Genomic DNA, 15,394 nt, shown 5'->3' with positions numbered 1-15,394 from the left:
ATTTATTCCGGGAAGTCGCCGCCATTGGCCGGTTGCGATTCCACTTCCAGCAGGGTCAGTTTCAAGGTCTTGCCGCCCGGTGCCGGCCAGTCGATGTGTTGACCGACTTTCAGGCCGAGCAAAGCACTGCCCACTGGCGCGAGGATGGAAATCTTGCCTTCGTCGGCATTGGCATCCTTGGGATAAACCAGCGTCAGGTGATAGTCCTTGCCGCTGATCTCTTCGCGGCAATGCACGCGCGAGTTCATGGTCACGACATCGGCGGGCACTTCATCGTGACCGACCAGTGTATCGGCGCGATCCAGTTCGGTTTGCAGCGCGATAACGCCCGGCAGCGTGTCATCCAGGCTGTCGATCAGGCGCTCCAGACGTTGCACGTCCAGACGGGTAAGGGTGATGGAAGGTACGGTCATGATCCGGGCAGACTCCTTTCTTCTGCACAAAAAAAGCAAAACCCCGCCAGAAAAAGGCGGGGTTTTCACGAGCCTCGATGGGTTGAGGCGTTTCCGGACACTATCACAGCTCAATAAATATACAAGTGAGGCCGCGACGGACCCGATAGGGGGGATTTTGAACGGGCTTATGCAGAAGACCCTGTGGGAGCGGGCTTGCTCGCGAAGGCGGTATGTCAGTCGACATCTACAGTGACTGTCACACCGCATTCGCGAGCAAGCCCGCTCCCACATGGGTTTTGGGTCAGGCAGAGGTTTTGCGTTGAGCGGCCTGGGCACAGATCACCCGACGGCGATTATCGTCCGCCGAGCGCCACTCGCGGATGTCTTCGACATGGCGAAAACACCCCAGGCAGACCTTCTGTTCATCCAGCCGGCACACACCGCTGCACGGCGAAGGCACCGCCGGGCTGATGTTGCTGTAGAGCGGCTTGGGCGGACGAACAGGTGCAGGTTCAGTCACGATCTCACAGGCCTTCGAAATCGAATTCGGCGCCGGCTTGTTGCTTGACGATGCGCTCAAGCATTTCACCCAACTGCTCTTCGCTCTTGTCGCACATCCAGCGCTCGCTCTCTTCGTCATAGTCGAAGTGGAAACCGCCGGACACTGCGGCCAGCCACAGCTGACGCAGCGGTTCCTGGCGGCTGAAGATCAACTGGCTGCCGTTTTCGAACTTGACGGTGAGCACACCGGCCGAGCTCTCCAGATCGATATCCAGGTCACTCTCATCGAAAATGTCTTCCAGCGATTGCTGGGTGGCATCGACCAGGTCGTGGAAACGGGCTTCGGTCAAACTCATTGCAGGAACCTCAAAAAGTGTCTGATCACGCTCAAGCGCCGCAAGATACGGGCGAGCCCCGGTGATTGCAAAGGATAACGACCAAGGGCGATCACGAAACCTGTGGGAGCGGGCTTGCTCGCGAAGAGGCCATCATATTCAACATCAATGTTGACTGACACTACGCCTTCGCGAGCAAGCCCGCTCCCACACTGCATTGCCTATAACTGCCGGCATCGGCACAAGGCCCGCCGGACGGGAGCCGCGTTACATAGGCAAGCTGACGGGTGGCCGGTATACTCCGGCGCAATTAACGCATTTTCAAGGATTTCGCCATGAAGCGCCTGATCTCTTCCCTTGCTGCGCTCGTCGCGGTTGCCTGCCTTGTGTCGGCCTGTGGTCAAAAAGGCCCGCTGTACCTGCCTGACGACAACCAGGACCCTGCCGAGCAGGCCCAGTCCTCGCAAAAGCAGCCGTCCAAAGCACACAAGCACGACGTCTACCAATAATAAGGGAACGCCATGGACGCTTTTAATTACCGTGACGGTGAGCTGTTCGCGGAAGGCGTGGCCCTGTCCGCCATCGCCGAACGCTTCGGCACGCCGACCTACGTCTACTCCCGCGCCCACATCGAAGCCCAGTACCTGGCGTATGCCGATGCTCTGGCCGGTGTTCCGCACCTGGTATGTTTTGCGGTCAAGGCCAACTCCAACCTCGGTGTATTGAATGTCCTGGCCCGTCTCGGCGCCGGTTTCGACATCGTTTCCCGGGGCGAACTGGAACGGGTACTGGCCGCTGGCGGCAGTCCGGACAAGATCGTGTTCTCCGGCGTCGGCAAGACCCGTGAAGACATGCGTCGTGCCCTGGAAGTCGGCGTGCATTGCTTCAACGTCGAGTCCACCGATGAGCTGGAACGCCTGCAAGTAGTCGCCGCCGAGCTGGGCGTTCGCGCACCGATCTCGCTGCGCGTGAACCCGGACGTCGATGCCGGCACCCACCCGTACATTTCCACCGGTCTCAAAGAGAACAAGTTCGGCATTGCCATTGCCGACGCCGAAGACGTGTACATCCGCGCCGCGCAACTGCCGAACCTGGAAGTGCTGGGCGTCGATTGCCACATCGGCTCGCAACTGACCAGCCTGCCTCCCTTCCTCGATGCCCTCGATCGCCTGCTGGGCTTGATCGATCGTCTCGGCGAGTGCGGCATTTACCTGCGTCACATCGACCTCGGTGGCGGCATCGGCGTGCGTTATCGCGATGAAGAGCCGCCGCTGGTGGCCGACTACATCAAAGCCGTGCGCGAGCGCTGCGAAGGTCGCGAGCTGGCGCTGGTGTTCGAACCGGGCCGCTACATCGTCGCTAATGGCGGCGTGCTGCTGACCCAGGTCGAGTACCTCAAGCACACCGAACACAAAGACTTCGCCATCGTCGATGCGGCCATGAACGACCTGATCCGCCCGGCGCTGTACCAGGCCTGGATGGACGTCACCGCCGTGCGCCCGCGTGATACCGCTGCTCGCGCCTACGACATCGTCGGGCCGATCTGCGAAACCGGCGACTTCCTGGCCAAGGAGCGTGAACTGGCCCTGGAAGAAGGCGACTTGCTGGCCGTGCATTCGGCCGGTGCCTACGGGTTTGTCATGAGTTCCAACTACAACACTCGCGGGCGTACCGCTGAAGTGTTGGTGGACGGTGATCAGGCATTTGAAGTGCGTCGCCGTGAGACGGTAGCCGAGTTGTTTGCTGGCGAAAGCCTGCTGCCGGAGTAAAACCATGCTGCTGCGTTTTACCAAGATGCACGGCCTGGGCAATGACTTCATGGTCCTCGACCTGGTCAGCCAGCACGCGCACATTCTGCCCAAGCACGCCAAGCAATGGGGCGATCGGCACACAGGCATCGGTTTCGACCAGTTGCTGATTGTCGAAGCGCCGAGCAACCCGGACGTGGATTTCCGTTACCGGATCTTCAACTCCGACGGTTCGGAAGTGGAGCAGTGCGGCAACGGTGCGCGCTGCTTCGCCCGCTTCGTGCTCGACAAGCGCCTGACCGCCAAGCGGCAGATTCGCGTCGAGACCAAAAGCGGCATCATCGAACTGGATATCCGCAGCGACGGGCAGATCAGCGTCGACATGGGCGCACCGCGTCTGGTGCCGGCGGACATCCCGTTCGAAGCCGAAGGCCAGGCCTTGAGCTATCAGCTCGAAGTCGACGTCACCACGGTGGAACTGGCGGCGGTGTCCATGGGCAACCCCCATGCCGTGCTGCGGGTCAGCGACATCAATAACGCACCGGTGCATGAACTGGGACCGAAAATCGAACACCATCCGCGCTTTCCGGCGCGGGTCAATGTCGGTTTTCTCCAGGTCATTGACCGCAACCGTGCGCAGTTGCGCGTCTGGGAACGCGGGGCCGGGGAAACCCAGGCTTGCGGCACCGGCGCCTGTGCTGCGGCGGTGGCCGCGATCAGCCAGGGGTGGATGGATTCGCCGCTATTGATCGACCTGCCCGGCGGGCGTCTGTCCATTGAATGGGCAGGCCCTGGCGAACCGGTCTTGATGACGGGTCCGGCAGTCCGCGTATATGAAGGACAAGTGCGTCTTTGAGAGAGCCAAATCCATGAAAGATAAGCCCCAGGTTCCCGCCCTACAGCCCGACGAATCCCCTTCCGAAAGCCTTGAGGCGGCGGCGATTGCCGCGTACCTGGAGGCTCATCCGGATTTCTTCGTCGAGCACGAAGAACTGCTCCCGGCCTTGCGCATTCCTCACCAACGCGGCGATACCATCTCGCTGGTGGAACGCCAGATGACCATCCTGCGCGACCGTAACATCGAGTTGCGCCATCGCCTGTCGCACCTGATGGACGTCGCTCGCGACAACGATCGCCTGTTCGAAAAGACCCGGCGACTGATTCTCACGCTGATGGACGCCGCCAGCCTCGAAGACGTGGTGATCAGCGTCGAAGACAGCCTGCGCCAGGATTTCCAGGTGCCCTTCGTCAGCCTGATTCTGCTGGGCGACAACCCGATGCCGGTGGGTCGCTGGGTCACCCATGCTGAAGCGCAAACCGCTATCGGCGGCCTGCTCTCGGAAGACAAAAGCGTCAGCGGCAGCCTGCGTGAGCACGAACTGGACTTCCTGTTTGGCGAAGAACAACGCAAGCAGATCGGCTCCACCGCCGTCGTCGCCATCAGCCATCAAGGCATCCACGGCGTCCTGGCCATCGCCAGCCGCGATCCACAGCACTACAAGAGTTCGGTGGGCACGCTGTTCCTGAGCTACATCGCCGAAGTCATGGGCCGTGTGCTGCCTCGGGTCAACAACTCCCTACGCTCGGTACGCTGATCGTGGAACGACAACTGGACGCTTACTGCGAACACCTGCGCAGTGAGAGACAGGTGTCGCCGCATACGCTGTACGCCTACCGCCGCGACCTCGACAAAGTGCTGGGCTGGTGCGTCAAACAGAACATCGACAGCTGGGCCGGGCTGGATATCCAGCGCCTGCGCAGCCTGATTGCGCGCCTGCATTCACAAGGCCAATCTTCCCGCAGCCTGGCGCGATTGCTGTCGGCGGTACGCGGGCTCTATCACTACCTGAATCGCGAAGGCCTGTGCGACCACGACCCGGCCAACGGCCTGGCGCCACCCAAGGGTGAACGTCGCCTGCCGAAAACCCTCGACACCGACCGCGCGTTGCAACTGCTGGAAGGCGCGGTGGAGGATGACTTTCTGGCGCGGCGGGATCAGGCGATTCTGGAGTTGTTCTACTCCTCGGGTTTGCGGCTTTCGGAGCTGACCGGGTTGAATCTGGATCAGCTTGATCTGGCTGACGGCATGGTCCAGGTGCTCGGCAAGGGCAGCAAGACCCGCCTGCTGCCGGTGGGCAAAAAGGCCCGGGAAGCGCTGGAGCTGTGGCTACCGCTGCGCGCCATGACCAACCCGGCGGACGACGCGGTGTTTGTCAGCCAGCAAGGCCGGCGCCTCGGCCCTCGGGCGATTCAGGTACGGGTCAAGGCTGCCGGCGAACGCGAGCTGGGGCAAAACCTGCACCCGCACATGCTGCGGCACTCCTTCGCCAGCCACCTGCTCGAATCCTCCCAGGACCTGCGCGCGGTGCAGGAACTGCTCGGCCACTCGGACATCAAGACCACCCAGATCTACACCCACCTGGACTTCCAGCACCTGGCAACGGTCTACGACAGCGCCCATCCAAGGGCCAAACGCATCAAAGGCGATGAGTCATGAGAATCCAGTTGATCACCTTCGACCTCGACGACACTTTGTGGGACACCGCCCCGGTGATCGTCAGCGCCGAAGCCATGTTGCGTGAATGGTTGACCGAACATGCGCCGAAACTCGGCGCGGTGCCGGTGGAGCACTTGTGGGCCATTCGTGAGCGGGTCTTGAGCAACGAACCGGGGCTCAAGCACCGCATCAGTGCCCTGCGTCGGCGGGTGCTGTTCCATGCGCTGGAAGACGCGGGTTATGCCCATGACCAGGCTTCGGACTTGGCGGATCAAAGCTTCGAAGTGTTCCTGCATGCCCGGCATCAACTGCAAATCTTCCCGGAAGTGCAGCCGACCCTGGAAACCCTGGCCAACCATTACGCCCTCGGCGTGGTCACCAATGGCAACGCCGATGTCCGTCGCCTGGGGCTGGCGGATTACTTTAAGTTCGCGTTGTGCGCCGAAGACATTGGCATCGCCAAGCCCGATGCGCGACTGTTTCACGAGGCCTTGCAGCGTGGCGGCGCGACGGCCGAAACGGCGGTGCACATTGGCGATCACCCCGGCGACGACATTGCCGGCGCCCAACAGGCAGGTTTGCGTGCAATCTGGTTTAACCCAGCGGGCAAGGCCTGGGAAGCGGATCGTTTGCCGGATGCGGAGATTCGCAGCCTGACCGATTTGCCGGCGTTGCTGGCGCGCTGGAACTCAGCTTCCGCCTGACCACAAACCTGTAGGAGCAAAGCTTGCTCGCGATAGCGGTAGGTCAGCCAGCATCAATGCTGACTGACACGGCCCCTTCGCGGGCAAGCCTCGCTCCTACAGGGTTTGTGGCGTTCATACGATTGGCGTACAACACAAATCCGTAGGAGCGAGGCTTGCCCGCGAAGAGGCCATCACATTCCATGTTGAAGTTGGCCGACCCACCGCTATCGCGAGCAAGCTTTGCTCCTACGCAGGCGTTCCCCGGCTTTTGTTGCGCCCATGAAAAAGCCCGCAGCGACGGCGGGCTTTTTCAGCAAGCCAGTAGCAGGCGCTTAGATAGGCCGGCTGCCGTACTTGTTGTCAGGCTTCTTGGGCGGATCGGCGACCACATTGGCCTCCACTTCCTGCACCTTGCCACCTTTGGCCAGGAACTCTTCCATGGCCTTGGCCAGGGCGTCGCGCTCCTTGTTTTTGGCTTCGACGCTTGGCAGCTCATCGACTGACACAGCAGCCTTGGCCTTGCCTTTGGCGGTCGGAACCGGCGTTTCACCGCCGTCGTCGTCAGCAACGTCTTCCGCTGCTGCTTCCAAGCCTTCTTCGGCCTCGTCTTCGTCGCCTACTTCGAGGTCGTCGTTTTCCAGATCATCGTCGCTCATGTTCTACCTCATGACTTGCGAAAAGCAGATTAGTTATAGCCCAGCTTCGCCATCTGTCGAAGGCCGCTGGAAAAAAATCAACAGCCGCTGGCAACCAGCGGCTTATGCCCCTTCACCGTGCACGGTGGCGAGGACTTTACGGGCACCGCCAAAATCACGGTGCTCGCCCAGATAAACGCCTTGCCAGGTCCCCAACGCCAGTCGGCCTGCCGAGATCGGCAAACTGAGCTGACAGCCAAGCACGCTGGCCTTGAAGTGCGCCGGGAGGTCGTCCAGGCCTTCGTCGTTATGCTCATAGTCGTCTGTTCCTTGTGGGATCAGACGATTGAAAAATCGTTCGAAGTCGCGACGTACCGCCGGATCGGCGTTCTCGTTGATGGTCAACGACGCCGAGGTATGCTGCAGCCACAAATGCAACAGACCGACCCGGCACGCCTTGAGTTCAGGCAGGCCGGCGAGTAACTCGTCCGTTACCAGATGAAACCCCCGAGGCCTTGCCCGCAGGGTAATCAGAGTCTGTTGCCACATACAGTTCTCCGCACGTTCGGGGCGCATTCTAGCGCGCTCTGGGAAAAAACAAAGGCCCTAATATTCCTGCATTGCTGTAAGTTTTTCGCCTCAGAAAAACGTTCGCCGTAAACACGACTTAAGCCGTAGGAAAAAACCTTTCAGCTACCTCTTTAATGACAAATCCCGGACAAAAAAATGCCCGGCAAGCCGGGCAAGTTTTTTTCTGCGCGTCTTACAAGTTGTAGCCGCGTTCGTTGTGTTGCGCCAAATCGAGGCCAACCGCTTCTTCTTCTTCGGTCACACGCAGACCCATAACGGCGTCCAGGACCTTGAGGATGATGAAGGTGACGATCGCGGTGTAGATCACCGTGAAGCCCACGCCTTTGGTTTGAATCCAGACTTGTGCGGCGATGTCGGTGACGGTGCCGAAGCCACCCAGGGACGGTGCAGCGAACACACCGGTCAGAATCGCGCCGAGAATACCGCCGATACCGTGCACGCCGAAGGCGTCCAGGGAGTCGTCATAGCCAAGTTTGCGTTTCAGGGTAGTGGCGCAGAAGAAGCACACCACGCCAGCGGCCAGGCCGATGACCAGCGCGCCCATCGGGCCCACGGTGCCAGCGGCCGGAGTGATTGCCACCAGACCGGCGACCACACCCGAAGCGATACCCAGTGCACTTGGTTTGCCGTGGGTGATCCACTCGGCGAACATCCAGCCCAGTGCAGCGGCAGCAGTTGCGATCTGGGTGACCAGCATCGCCATACCGGCAGTGCCATTGGCCGCCGCAGCGGAACCGGCGTTGAAGCCGAACCAGCCGACCCACAACATGGCGGCGCCCATCAGGGTGTAACCGAGGTTGTGCGGGGCCATCGGGGTGGTCGGGAAGCCTTTGCGTTTGCCCAGTACCAGGCAGCAGATCAGACCGGCCACACCGGCGTTGATGTGCACCACGGTGCCGCCAGCGAAGTCGAGCACGCCCCAGTCCCACAACAGGCCGCCGTTACCGGACCAGACCATGTGCGCAATCGGTGCGTAAACCAGGGTGAACCAGATGCCCATGAAGACCAGCATCGCGGAAAACTTCATCCGCTCGGCGAAGGCACCGACGATCAACGCCGGGGTGATGATGGCGAAGGTCATCTGGAAGGTCACGAACACCGCTTCAGGAAACAGCGCCGCCGGGCCGGTGATGCTGGCTGGCGTGATGCCGGCGAGGAACGCCTTGCCCATGCCGCCGAAGAACGAGTTGAAGTTGACGACGCCCTGCTCCATGCCGGTGGTGTCGAACGCAACGCTGTAGCCATAAATGACCCACAGGATGCTGATCAGACCGGTAATGGCGAAGCACTGCATCATCACGGAAAGAATGTTTTTGGAACGAACCATGCCGCCGTAGAACAGCGCAAGGCCCGGAATGGTCATGAACAGCACGAGGGCTGTCGAGGTCAGCATCCAGGCGGTATCGCCGGAATTGAGGACTGGGGCCGCCACTTCGTCTGCCGCCATAGCCAGGCTGGGCATTACGAGGGACAACAGGGCTCCTAGCCCTGCGAATTTACGCAGAGTCATATTGTTTTCTCCTGGGGCGTTGGGGTTTGTGGCGGCTTAGATTGCGTCGGTATCGGTTTCGCCGGTACGGATGCGAATCGCCTGTTCCAGATTGACCACGAAGATCTTGCCGTCACCGATCTTGCCGGTGTTGGCTGCCTTGGTTATCGCCTCGATAACCCGGTCAAGATCCTTGTCGTCAATGGCGACATCAATCTTCACCTTGGGCAGAAAATCGACCACGTACTCCGCGCCGCGATACAGCTCGGTGTGACCCTTCTGCCGACCGAAGCCTTTGACCTCAGTAACGGTAATGCCCTGCACGCCGATCTCGGACAACGACTCGCGTACATCGTCCAGTTTGAACGGCTTGATGATGGCAGTGACTAGCTTCATGAAAACTCTCTCCCGAATTGGTGGACTTGCCCCAGGAAAACAAACCCGTCTCAAGTCTAAGCGCAGTGCCTGGCTTTGTAACGCATCGTCGGCCCAACCTGCCCGTCCGACGCCAGCTAACCACTCCGTGCGAAACTTCCCCGTTTCACGTGGCGCACTGCATTCGTCACAGCGACTGCATCAGTGCATGGGTCACTAGCGACTAAGCAGAAAGCTTGCCATCTCGCCAAAACCCACTGAATTCAATCCCTTGGTCGCTGCTGCAAGCTGCTTTCCACAAATGCCAATGGCATTACGCACAACAACAGTGCGCTGCCGTCCGTCCGCCTGCGCGAAAAGCGTGCATCCCTGCCTGCGGGATTGACTATAGACACTGCGTGATACACTGCCCGCCATTGTTTCCAGGACCTTTCCCATGCTCGCGCCCAAAGACTTCCTCGACGCCCTGAGCGGCACCGCCTCCCGCCTGTTCAGCGGCGAAACCCCGCTGCCGAAAAGCGAAATCGAAAGCCAGTTCAAAGCCTTGCTGCAGAGCGGCTTCAGCAAGCTGGATCTGGTGAGCCGGGAAGAGTTTGATAGCCAGATGGTTGTGTTGGCGCGCACTCGCGCACGGTTGGAGAGTCTTGAGGCAAAAGTGGCGGAGCTGGAAGCGAAGCTCAACCCGCCAACCGAGTAACCTAGTGAAATTCGATCCCCTGTAGGAGCGAGGCTTGCCCGCGAATGGGGGTCACCACGGTCCCCAGCCCTCCGCACTGGCCAGACCACCCCTGTAGGAGCTGCCGAAGGCTGCGATCTTTTGATCTTCAGCCTCGCAACAATCTCGGCAACGTCCTACAAAGATCACTACCGCCGTCCGATAGCGTCGCAAAGCGCCGGGTCCTAAGCTCATTCTCAGCTGACTTGTTCAGCACTGGGTTTGGCGACCTGGAAGCTTAAGGCGTACGGCGACCATCGACGGCGGATTCATCTCCGCCACATCGAGTCATGGCGGCTGTGCGTGGGAGACCTTCGGGTCTGCCGGGTTCCTTTTGCTCCGGTTCGCCAACCCGCGTACAGCTGCCACCCAATTGTTTGGCGACGATTGACGGCAGCCCCTTCAGCAAAAGGAGCTGTATCAATGAATAGCGATGACGCTTATCTGGTCCCCCACGTCTTCACCCGCCACAAACTTTATCTCCACGCGCTCTTGCTCCAAAACCAACCCTGGTTCAGCGCCCGCGACCTCGGCCGCCTCCTGCGCCTCTACCTCGACGAACGTGCCGTCCGCAAACTCGACCCCGACCAACACCAATCTGTGCTGATGCTGATCCACGGCACCGTCGAAAACACCCTACTCATCAGCGAGTCCGGCATCTACGCACTACTGATCTACCATTACTGCCCCGAATACCGAGGCCTGCGCGAATGGCTGACCCACGACGTAGTGCCCGCCCTACGAGACGCGCAACAACCCACCTCAACCGAACGCCCGATTTTGAGCCTGCTGAACTGGCCAGAGATGTCGTTGAGCTTGCTGCACTGGAATAACCAGCCGTGGATTCGGTTGCAGGATGTCCCGCACATGCTGCCGGAGGGTGAACAGCCGCAGCGCGCAGGGAATGCGCCGTGGTGGAAGCGTGCTTCGCGAATACTCCAGGCATTCTGAACGACAAAGAAAAACCCCACGTTTGCAGCGTGGGGTTCGTTCTTAAATTAGAGAATCAAGCGCAGTGCGGAAGACGCTCAACCTGATCCCGAATCGCAGCCCCTCGTTCAATCTCGGCTTTACGCAAATCGTAAGTCGATTGCAGGTTCAGCCAAAACTCAGGGGTCGTGTCCAGGCAGATAGAGAGCCTGATAGCCATATCAGCACTGACACCACGACGCTGAAGCACGATGTCATTCACCGTAGGCGTCGAAACGCTCAATGCCCTGGCCAAAGCCGCCGCTGTAAGGCTCAGAGGCTCAAGGTATTCCTCTTTGAGGATCTCGCCGGGGTGGACCGGGCGCATACCGTTTTTAGTCATTACTCACCATTGCCTCCGGCACCGACAACGAATATTCAGCGTTGAGCGACGGCGCTCACTCGAAACATCAAGCTCCCAACTTCGTACAGATCGAAAAACCGCCCCAGCCGAAGCCAGGGCGGTTTCCACCGGGTCAATCCTTACTGCGGATCATTCCAGCGGTCCCGCAGAAACTCGTACAGGCGAAAAGCCCATAGCGCGTTCCTGACGAGGCTCCACATATGTTTAAGAAACTTAGACATACTTTGGCCCTCCTTGCGTGAGGCCAAACCTCCAGTGCGCTTCCCGGCGTACGCACACCTTTGGGAATACATGTGAGTGCACTCATTGAGGCGGCCGGGTGTGGGTTCCTCAAAACCTGCACCGGCACGACTCTCACACCGTGTCGAGGAACATGAAAATCTTTACGCTCCCAGCCACACTTCGCGACTCACTCACTCATCGAGCCTCATCGCGGCGAATGCTATCGCAGTTCTTTCAATGCGTACCTTTCAAATCTGTTAACGAGTTGTATCAAATCATGAAGTGGCGAACGCCTTTTCCGGTTCATCGCTGTTGTTAGTTCCTGCTATCACCAGATTGTTATCGACGCTTGCCTGGAGGAAAAAATTTGAATAGGCTTCCCACCGTGAGTGTGTTCATTGAGGAAGTGCAGGCCTCGGCCTCACCGAAGCCTGCAAATAAAAAACCGTCTTCTCAAGGCGGTTTTTTTTCGCCTTCGGTTCGGCTTTCACCGACGTCCTTCATCGATCCAGGCAACGTCCTACAACAACCTCATCCCGCTACTGATTACGCCGGTACGCCTCGCTCGCTTACGCTTCATCACCAGATCACAGAGCATCTGGCCATGAGGTGTCCATGAAAGACAAAAAACGAAGGGCGAAGGCGCTATTGGTCGTCGAATATCATGTTCAGGCACGCCAGTTAGCCGGCCAAGTGTCAGCCAATCAGCGTCGATTTCTGGAAGTCGGCGCAACGCGTGGAAAGGAATGGGAACCTCCCGGTCTACTAGCGGGCGCACGCCTGATTTGCCCTTCAAAAGAAACGGTCAGCCCATAGCTGCAACGGACTCGCAACATCCTGCGAAAATTTGGCACCTGCGCCGCCACACGACCCGGCTACCCTTCAAAAACCGCAGGAAGCGGTTCCCGTAAAAGCTCAAGGAACGACCATGTCCCTCTCCATCGTCCACAGCCGCGCCCAGATTGGTGTCGATGCGCCCGCCGTTACCGTAGAAGTCCATCTGGCCAACGGCTTACCGTCGCTGACGATGGTCGGCTTGCCCGAAGCGGCCGTGAAGGAAAGCAAGGACCGGGTGCGTAGCGCGATCATCAATTCCGGCCTGCAATTTCCGGCGCGACGTATCACGCTGAATCTCGCCCCGGCGGACTTGCCGAAGGACGGTGGGCGGTTTGATCTGGCGATTGCCTTGGGGATTCTGTCGGCCAGCGTGCAGGTGCCGACGTTGACCTTGGATGACGTGGAATGCCTGGGTGAATTAGCACTGTCGGGCGCAGTGCGGGCGGTTCGCGGTGTGTTGCCGGCGGCGTTGGCAGCGCGCAAGGCCGGGCGGACGCTGGTGGTGCCGCGGGCGAACGCCGAAGAGGCGTGCCTGGCTTCGGGGTTGAAGGTGATTGCGGTGGATCATTTGCTTCAGGCAGTGGCGCACTTCAACGGTCATACGCCGGTGGAGCCTTACGTTTCCGATGGCTTGTTGTACGCCAGCAAACCCTATCCCGATTTGAATGAAGTGCAAGGGCAACTGTCGGCCAAGCGTGCGCTGCTGATCGCGGCGGCGGGGGCTCATAACCTGCTGTTCAGTGGGCCGCCGGGCACGGGGAAAACCTTGCTGGCGAGCCGCTTGCCAGGGCTGTTGCCGCCCCTGGCCGAAAACGAAGCGCTGGAAGTCGCGGCGATTCAATCAGTGGTCAGTTGTATGCCGCTGAGTCATTGGCCGCAGCGACCGTTTCGACAACCCCACCACTCCGCATCAGGCCCGGCGCTGGTCGGTGGCGGCTCGAAACCGCAACCCGGCGAAATCACCCTAGCCCATCACGGAGTACTGTTCCTCGACGAACTCCCGGAGTTTGATCGCAAGGTATTGGAGGTTTTAAGAGAACCACTGGAATCCGGCCACATCGTGATCTCCCGCGCCAAGGACCGAGTGCGGTTCCCGGCACGATTCCAACTGGTGGCCGCAATGAACCCCTGCCCCTGTGGATATCTTGGCGAACCCAGCGGCAAATGCAGTTGCACACCGGACATGGTCCAGCGCTACCGCAACAAACTCTCCGGCCCGCTGCTGGATCGCATCGACCTGCACCTGACCGTCGCCCGAGAAGCCACGGCGTTGAATCCTTTACCCAAACCCGGTGATGACACCGCCACCGCCGCAGCACTGGTCGCCGACGCACGCGAACGTCAACACAAACGCCAAGGCTGCGCCAATGCATTCCTCGATCTGCCGGGCTTGCGCAAGCACTGCAAGTTATCCACAGCTGATGAGAACTGGCTGGAATCCGCCTGCGAACGACTGACGTTGTCACTGCGGGCAGCGCACCGACTGCTCAAGGTAGCCCGAACCCTGGCGGACCTTGAGCAAGTCGATGGCATTACCCGCGAGCATCTGGCCGAAGCGCTGCAATATCGGCCCACAGCGAGCTAACCGTGATCACTCCTTCGTCAAATCCACCAACGGCGCCTGCCTCACCTCAGTCGCCCGCCCACCCTGAATTTCATTCACCCGCGTCAACGCCTTATCCACAGCCCCTTTATCCGCCAACAAGCTGTAGCGAATCTGGAACTGTTTCTGCTCCTTCACCCCAATCGTCGGCACCAAACCCAGTGGCCGCTGATACCGGCGGTTGTAGGAAAAACTCGTCCCCGGCTCCAGCCCCGTCACATACCCCTGCCCTTGGGTATCGGTGTTTTTCCACAACGAGAACACCGGCAATTGCTGGGTGTTGAAGCCCACCGAAACTCCGAGGCTGCCGGCCTTGTTATGCAGCACGGTCAACGTGTCGCCCTTGGCATCGCCGTACGGCACGACGTTGTAGACCGTTTCGTCGTAATCCTTGGTCGGTGCGCGGTAGGTCTGCCAGTCCGGCAGATCACCCTTGGCCTTGTCGTTGAACGGCGAAACCTGCTTCACCGGCGCGGCAAAACGGGCGCCCTGTTCCAGGAACGGAGTGCTGAAGTTGCTGTGGTACAGCGCTTGGTATTCCTTTGGATAGTCGCCGTTGTTGGTCAGGGTGTCGTTGAGGGAAAACGCAACGCTGCCGGGCGCGGTGACCAGTTCGGTGAGCACTGAGAAGTCGACTTTCTTGAACGCCTGCTCTTTCAACTCGCCGCGCAGGCTGATGGCGTACGGTGGTTTTTCGTCGATGTGCAGGGTGACTTTGCTGGCGGGGATGTTGGCGGCGCGGCCGTGCAGGGTCAGCAGTTCGCCGTTGTCCAGACCGGGGTGGCCGACCCATTCGTAGCCGCAGCGGGCGACGAGTTCATTGAAGCCTTCCAGCCAGCCCAAACCACCACGGCCATTGAGTTCGATGAAGGATGGATTGACCACGTCCTTGACCGGCGAATCCCAGCCCATGCGCACATTGCCTACAGACGCTTGTAGGACGTTCATCCCGCGAGTCGGCACCACCGAGAGTTTCAACGTGCCGTTATCGATGTCGACGATGCTGACACCCTCCTGTCGACCGCCGTGCAGGGTGCGCAGGGTCACGGAGAAAGGTTTGTCGGTTTTCACGCCGAGTTGTTGGCTGGTGATTTGCCAGTTCTGCGCGGCTTTGTCGGTGTCGAGCAGGACGTAATCCCAGGCCATGGCGTGGGAGGCAGCGGACAGCGCGCTGAGGGCAACGAGAAGTTTGAGCGGGGTCATGGAAGGAGCCTTTCTTGGAGTTGTGCCATTTTTATAGACTTGCTGAAACGATTCATCAAGCTTAAAAAGCACTACACCGAAGGCAAATTGATCGTGATGCGGGTTTTGGGGTTAAAACCGGGGAAATTGAGTCGATACCTTCGCGAGCAAGCCCGCTCCCACATGGGATCTTCAGTGTTCACAAATTCTGTGTTCACCACGGGTCCAATGTGGGAGCGGGCTTGCTCGC

Annotated in this window: 19 protein-coding genes; 10 read left to right on the top strand and 9 right to left on the bottom strand. The window is 59.7% G+C overall.

What is annotated here, in order from left to right; genetic code table 11:
- Positions 1 to 2: 2 nt before the first annotated feature.
- From rnk to cyaY, 3 genes are all read right to left on the bottom strand, one after another.
- Entirely contained in the window at positions 3 to 413 is a 411-nt protein-coding gene (gene rnk, locus BK665_RS06295) for a nucleoside diphosphate kinase regulator (RefSeq protein ID WP_123403855.1), read from the bottom strand.
- Positions 414 to 696: 283 nt separating this feature from the next.
- The gene (locus BK665_RS06285; RefSeq protein WP_123403854.1) at positions 697 to 915 is read right to left on the bottom strand and encodes a DUF1289 domain-containing protein; all 219 of its coding nucleotides are present in this window, start codon (positions 913 to 915) and stop codon (positions 697 to 699) included.
- A 4-nt stretch (positions 916 to 919) separates the two neighbouring features.
- Positions 920 to 1,252: an iron donor protein CyaY gene (cyaY, locus tag BK665_RS06280; RefSeq protein ID WP_017341439.1), complete on the bottom strand. Its 333-nt coding sequence runs from the start codon at positions 1,250 to 1,252 to the stop codon at positions 920 to 922.
- Positions 1,253 to 1,566: 314 nt separating this feature from the next.
- Here cyaY and lptM point away from each other — a divergent pair, with 314 nt between their 5' ends.
- The 6 genes from lptM to BK665_RS06245 are packed head-to-tail and all read left to right on the top strand — an operon-like array spanning position 1,567 to position 6,180.
- Complete coding sequence (lptM, locus tag BK665_RS06270; protein ID WP_047596733.1) at positions 1,567 to 1,740, top strand: LPS translocon maturation chaperone LptM; 174 nt, start codon at positions 1,567 to 1,569, stop codon at positions 1,738 to 1,740.
- 12 nt (positions 1,741 to 1,752) lie between these two features.
- Complete coding sequence (gene lysA / locus BK665_RS06265) at positions 1,753 to 3,000, top strand: diaminopimelate decarboxylase (protein ID WP_123403852.1); 1,248 nt, start codon at positions 1,753 to 1,755, stop codon at positions 2,998 to 3,000.
- Between the two features lie 4 nt (positions 3,001 to 3,004).
- On the top strand, positions 3,005 to 3,835 hold the full coding sequence (gene dapF / locus BK665_RS06260; protein WP_123403850.1) for a diaminopimelate epimerase: 831 nt from the start codon (positions 3,005 to 3,007) through the stop codon (positions 3,833 to 3,835).
- Positions 3,836 to 3,848: 13 nt separating this feature from the next.
- Positions 3,849 to 4,574, top strand: a complete 726-nt coding sequence (locus tag BK665_RS06255; RefSeq protein WP_123403848.1) for a DUF484 family protein — start codon at positions 3,849 to 3,851, stop codon at positions 4,572 to 4,574.
- 2 nt (positions 4,575 to 4,576) lie between these two features.
- Positions 4,577 to 5,476 (top strand): tyrosine recombinase XerC, encoded by a 900-nt coding sequence (xerC, locus tag BK665_RS06250; RefSeq protein WP_123403846.1) that lies wholly within the window; start codon positions 4,577 to 4,579, stop codon positions 5,474 to 5,476.
- Positions 5,473 to 6,180 (top strand): HAD family hydrolase, encoded by a 708-nt coding sequence (locus tag BK665_RS06245; protein WP_123403844.1) that lies wholly within the window; start codon positions 5,473 to 5,475, stop codon positions 6,178 to 6,180. Before xerC ends, BK665_RS06245 begins: the two co-directional genes overlap by 4 nt.
- 314 nt (positions 6,181 to 6,494) lie before the next feature.
- Here the strand turns inward: BK665_RS06245 and sutA are convergent, their stop codons facing one another.
- The 4 genes from sutA to glnK form a co-directional block, all read right to left on the bottom strand.
- Positions 6,495 to 6,818: a dormancy-specific transcriptional regulator SutA gene (sutA, locus tag BK665_RS06240; protein WP_054617023.1), complete on the bottom strand. Its 324-nt coding sequence runs from the start codon at positions 6,816 to 6,818 to the stop codon at positions 6,495 to 6,497.
- Between the two features lie 102 nt (positions 6,819 to 6,920).
- On the bottom strand, positions 6,921 to 7,346 hold the full coding sequence (locus tag BK665_RS06235) for a secondary thiamine-phosphate synthase enzyme YjbQ (RefSeq protein ID WP_054048516.1): 426 nt from the start codon (positions 7,344 to 7,346) through the stop codon (positions 6,921 to 6,923).
- Between the two features lie 214 nt (positions 7,347 to 7,560).
- On the bottom strand, positions 7,561 to 8,898 hold the full coding sequence (locus BK665_RS06230) for an ammonium transporter (RefSeq protein WP_123403842.1): 1,338 nt from the start codon (positions 8,896 to 8,898) through the stop codon (positions 7,561 to 7,563).
- A gap of 36 nt (positions 8,899 to 8,934) precedes the next feature.
- The gene (gene glnK / locus BK665_RS06225; protein ID WP_002555808.1) at positions 8,935 to 9,273 is read right to left on the bottom strand and encodes a P-II family nitrogen regulator; all 339 of its coding nucleotides are present in this window, start codon (positions 9,271 to 9,273) and stop codon (positions 8,935 to 8,937) included.
- Between the two features lie 415 nt (positions 9,274 to 9,688).
- On the opposite strand from glnK, the gene BK665_RS06220 reads away from it, so the two are divergent.
- Both BK665_RS06220 and BK665_RS06215 read left to right on the top strand, forming a co-directional pair.
- Complete coding sequence (locus tag BK665_RS06220) at positions 9,689 to 9,949, top strand: accessory factor UbiK family protein (protein ID WP_054048512.1); 261 nt, start codon at positions 9,689 to 9,691, stop codon at positions 9,947 to 9,949.
- 441 nt (positions 9,950 to 10,390) lie between these two features.
- Positions 10,391 to 10,918 (top strand): BRO-N domain-containing protein, encoded by a 528-nt coding sequence (locus tag BK665_RS06215; protein WP_123403840.1) that lies wholly within the window; start codon positions 10,391 to 10,393, stop codon positions 10,916 to 10,918.
- Positions 10,919 to 10,973: 55 nt separating this feature from the next.
- Here BK665_RS06215 and BK665_RS06210 read toward each other — a convergent pair whose 3' ends face one another.
- Complete coding sequence (locus BK665_RS06210) at positions 10,974 to 11,279, bottom strand: HigA family addiction module antitoxin (protein ID WP_123403838.1); 306 nt, start codon at positions 11,277 to 11,279, stop codon at positions 10,974 to 10,976.
- A gap of 858 nt (positions 11,280 to 12,137) precedes the next feature.
- On the opposite strand from BK665_RS06210, the gene BK665_RS06205 reads away from it, so the two are divergent.
- Positions 12,138 to 12,338 (top strand): hypothetical protein, encoded by a 201-nt coding sequence (locus BK665_RS06205; protein ID WP_123403836.1) that lies wholly within the window; start codon positions 12,138 to 12,140, stop codon positions 12,336 to 12,338.
- Between the two features lie 112 nt (positions 12,339 to 12,450).
- Positions 12,451 to 13,944, top strand: coding sequence for a YifB family Mg chelatase-like AAA ATPase (locus BK665_RS06200; protein ID WP_123403834.1), 1,494 nt, complete (start codon positions 12,451 to 12,453; stop codon positions 13,942 to 13,944).
- A 6-nt stretch (positions 13,945 to 13,950) separates the two neighbouring features.
- Here the strand turns inward: BK665_RS06200 and BK665_RS06195 are convergent, their stop codons facing one another.
- Positions 13,951 to 15,165 (bottom strand): aldose 1-epimerase family protein, encoded by a 1,215-nt coding sequence (locus tag BK665_RS06195; RefSeq protein WP_123403832.1) that lies wholly within the window; start codon positions 15,163 to 15,165, stop codon positions 13,951 to 13,953.
- Positions 15,166 to 15,394 lie beyond the last annotated feature (229 nt).

The organism is Pseudomonas frederiksbergensis (assembly GCF_003732665.1).
Classification (GTDB): Bacteria; Pseudomonadota; Gammaproteobacteria; order Pseudomonadales; family Pseudomonadaceae; genus Aquipseudomonas; species Aquipseudomonas frederiksbergensis_G.
The sequence above is the reverse complement of the archived record's forward strand: the minus strand, read 5'-3'. Positions and strand labels throughout refer to the sequence as shown.

Bases quoted from the DNA above. Each gene is read 5' to 3' on its own strand.
- rnk (WP_123403855.1), bottom strand. From the start codon at position 413: ATGACCGTACCTTCCATCACCCTTACCCGTCTGGACGTGCAACGTCTG.
- cyaY (WP_017341439.1), bottom strand. From the start codon at position 1,252: ATGAGTTTGACCGAAGCCCGTTTCCACGACCTGGTCGATGCCACCCAG.
- lptM (WP_047596733.1), top strand. From the start codon at position 1,567: ATGAAGCGCCTGATCTCTTCCCTTGCTGCGCTCGTCGCGGTTGCCTGC.
- lysA (WP_123403852.1), top strand. From the start codon at position 1,753: ATGGACGCTTTTAATTACCGTGACGGTGAGCTGTTCGCGGAAGGCGTG.
- dapF (WP_123403850.1), top strand. From the start codon at position 3,005: ATGCTGCTGCGTTTTACCAAGATGCACGGCCTGGGCAATGACTTCATG.
- BK665_RS06255 (WP_123403848.1), top strand. From the start codon at position 3,849: ATGAAAGATAAGCCCCAGGTTCCCGCCCTACAGCCCGACGAATCCCCT.
- BK665_RS06245 (WP_123403844.1), top strand. From the start codon at position 5,473: ATGAGAATCCAGTTGATCACCTTCGACCTCGACGACACTTTGTGGGAC.
- sutA (WP_054617023.1), bottom strand. From the start codon at position 6,818: ATGAGCGACGATGATCTGGAAAACGACGACCTCGAAGTAGGCGACGAA.
- BK665_RS06235 (WP_054048516.1), bottom strand. From the start codon at position 7,346: ATGTGGCAACAGACTCTGATTACCCTGCGGGCAAGGCCTCGGGGGTTT.
- BK665_RS06230 (WP_123403842.1), bottom strand. From the start codon at position 8,898: ATGACTCTGCGTAAATTCGCAGGGCTAGGAGCCCTGTTGTCCCTCGTA.
- glnK (WP_002555808.1), bottom strand. From the start codon at position 9,273: ATGAAGCTAGTCACTGCCATCATCAAGCCGTTCAAACTGGACGATGTA.
- BK665_RS06220 (WP_054048512.1), top strand. From the start codon at position 9,689: ATGCTCGCGCCCAAAGACTTCCTCGACGCCCTGAGCGGCACCGCCTCC.
- BK665_RS06215 (WP_123403840.1), top strand. From the start codon at position 10,391: ATGAATAGCGATGACGCTTATCTGGTCCCCCACGTCTTCACCCGCCAC.
- BK665_RS06210 (WP_123403838.1), bottom strand. From the start codon at position 11,279: ATGACTAAAAACGGTATGCGCCCGGTCCACCCCGGCGAGATCCTCAAA.
- BK665_RS06205 (WP_123403836.1), top strand. From the start codon at position 12,138: ATGAAAGACAAAAAACGAAGGGCGAAGGCGCTATTGGTCGTCGAATAT.
- BK665_RS06200 (WP_123403834.1), top strand. From the start codon at position 12,451: ATGTCCCTCTCCATCGTCCACAGCCGCGCCCAGATTGGTGTCGATGCG.
- BK665_RS06195 (WP_123403832.1), bottom strand. From the start codon at position 15,165: ATGACCCCGCTCAAACTTCTCGTTGCCCTCAGCGCGCTGTCCGCTGCC.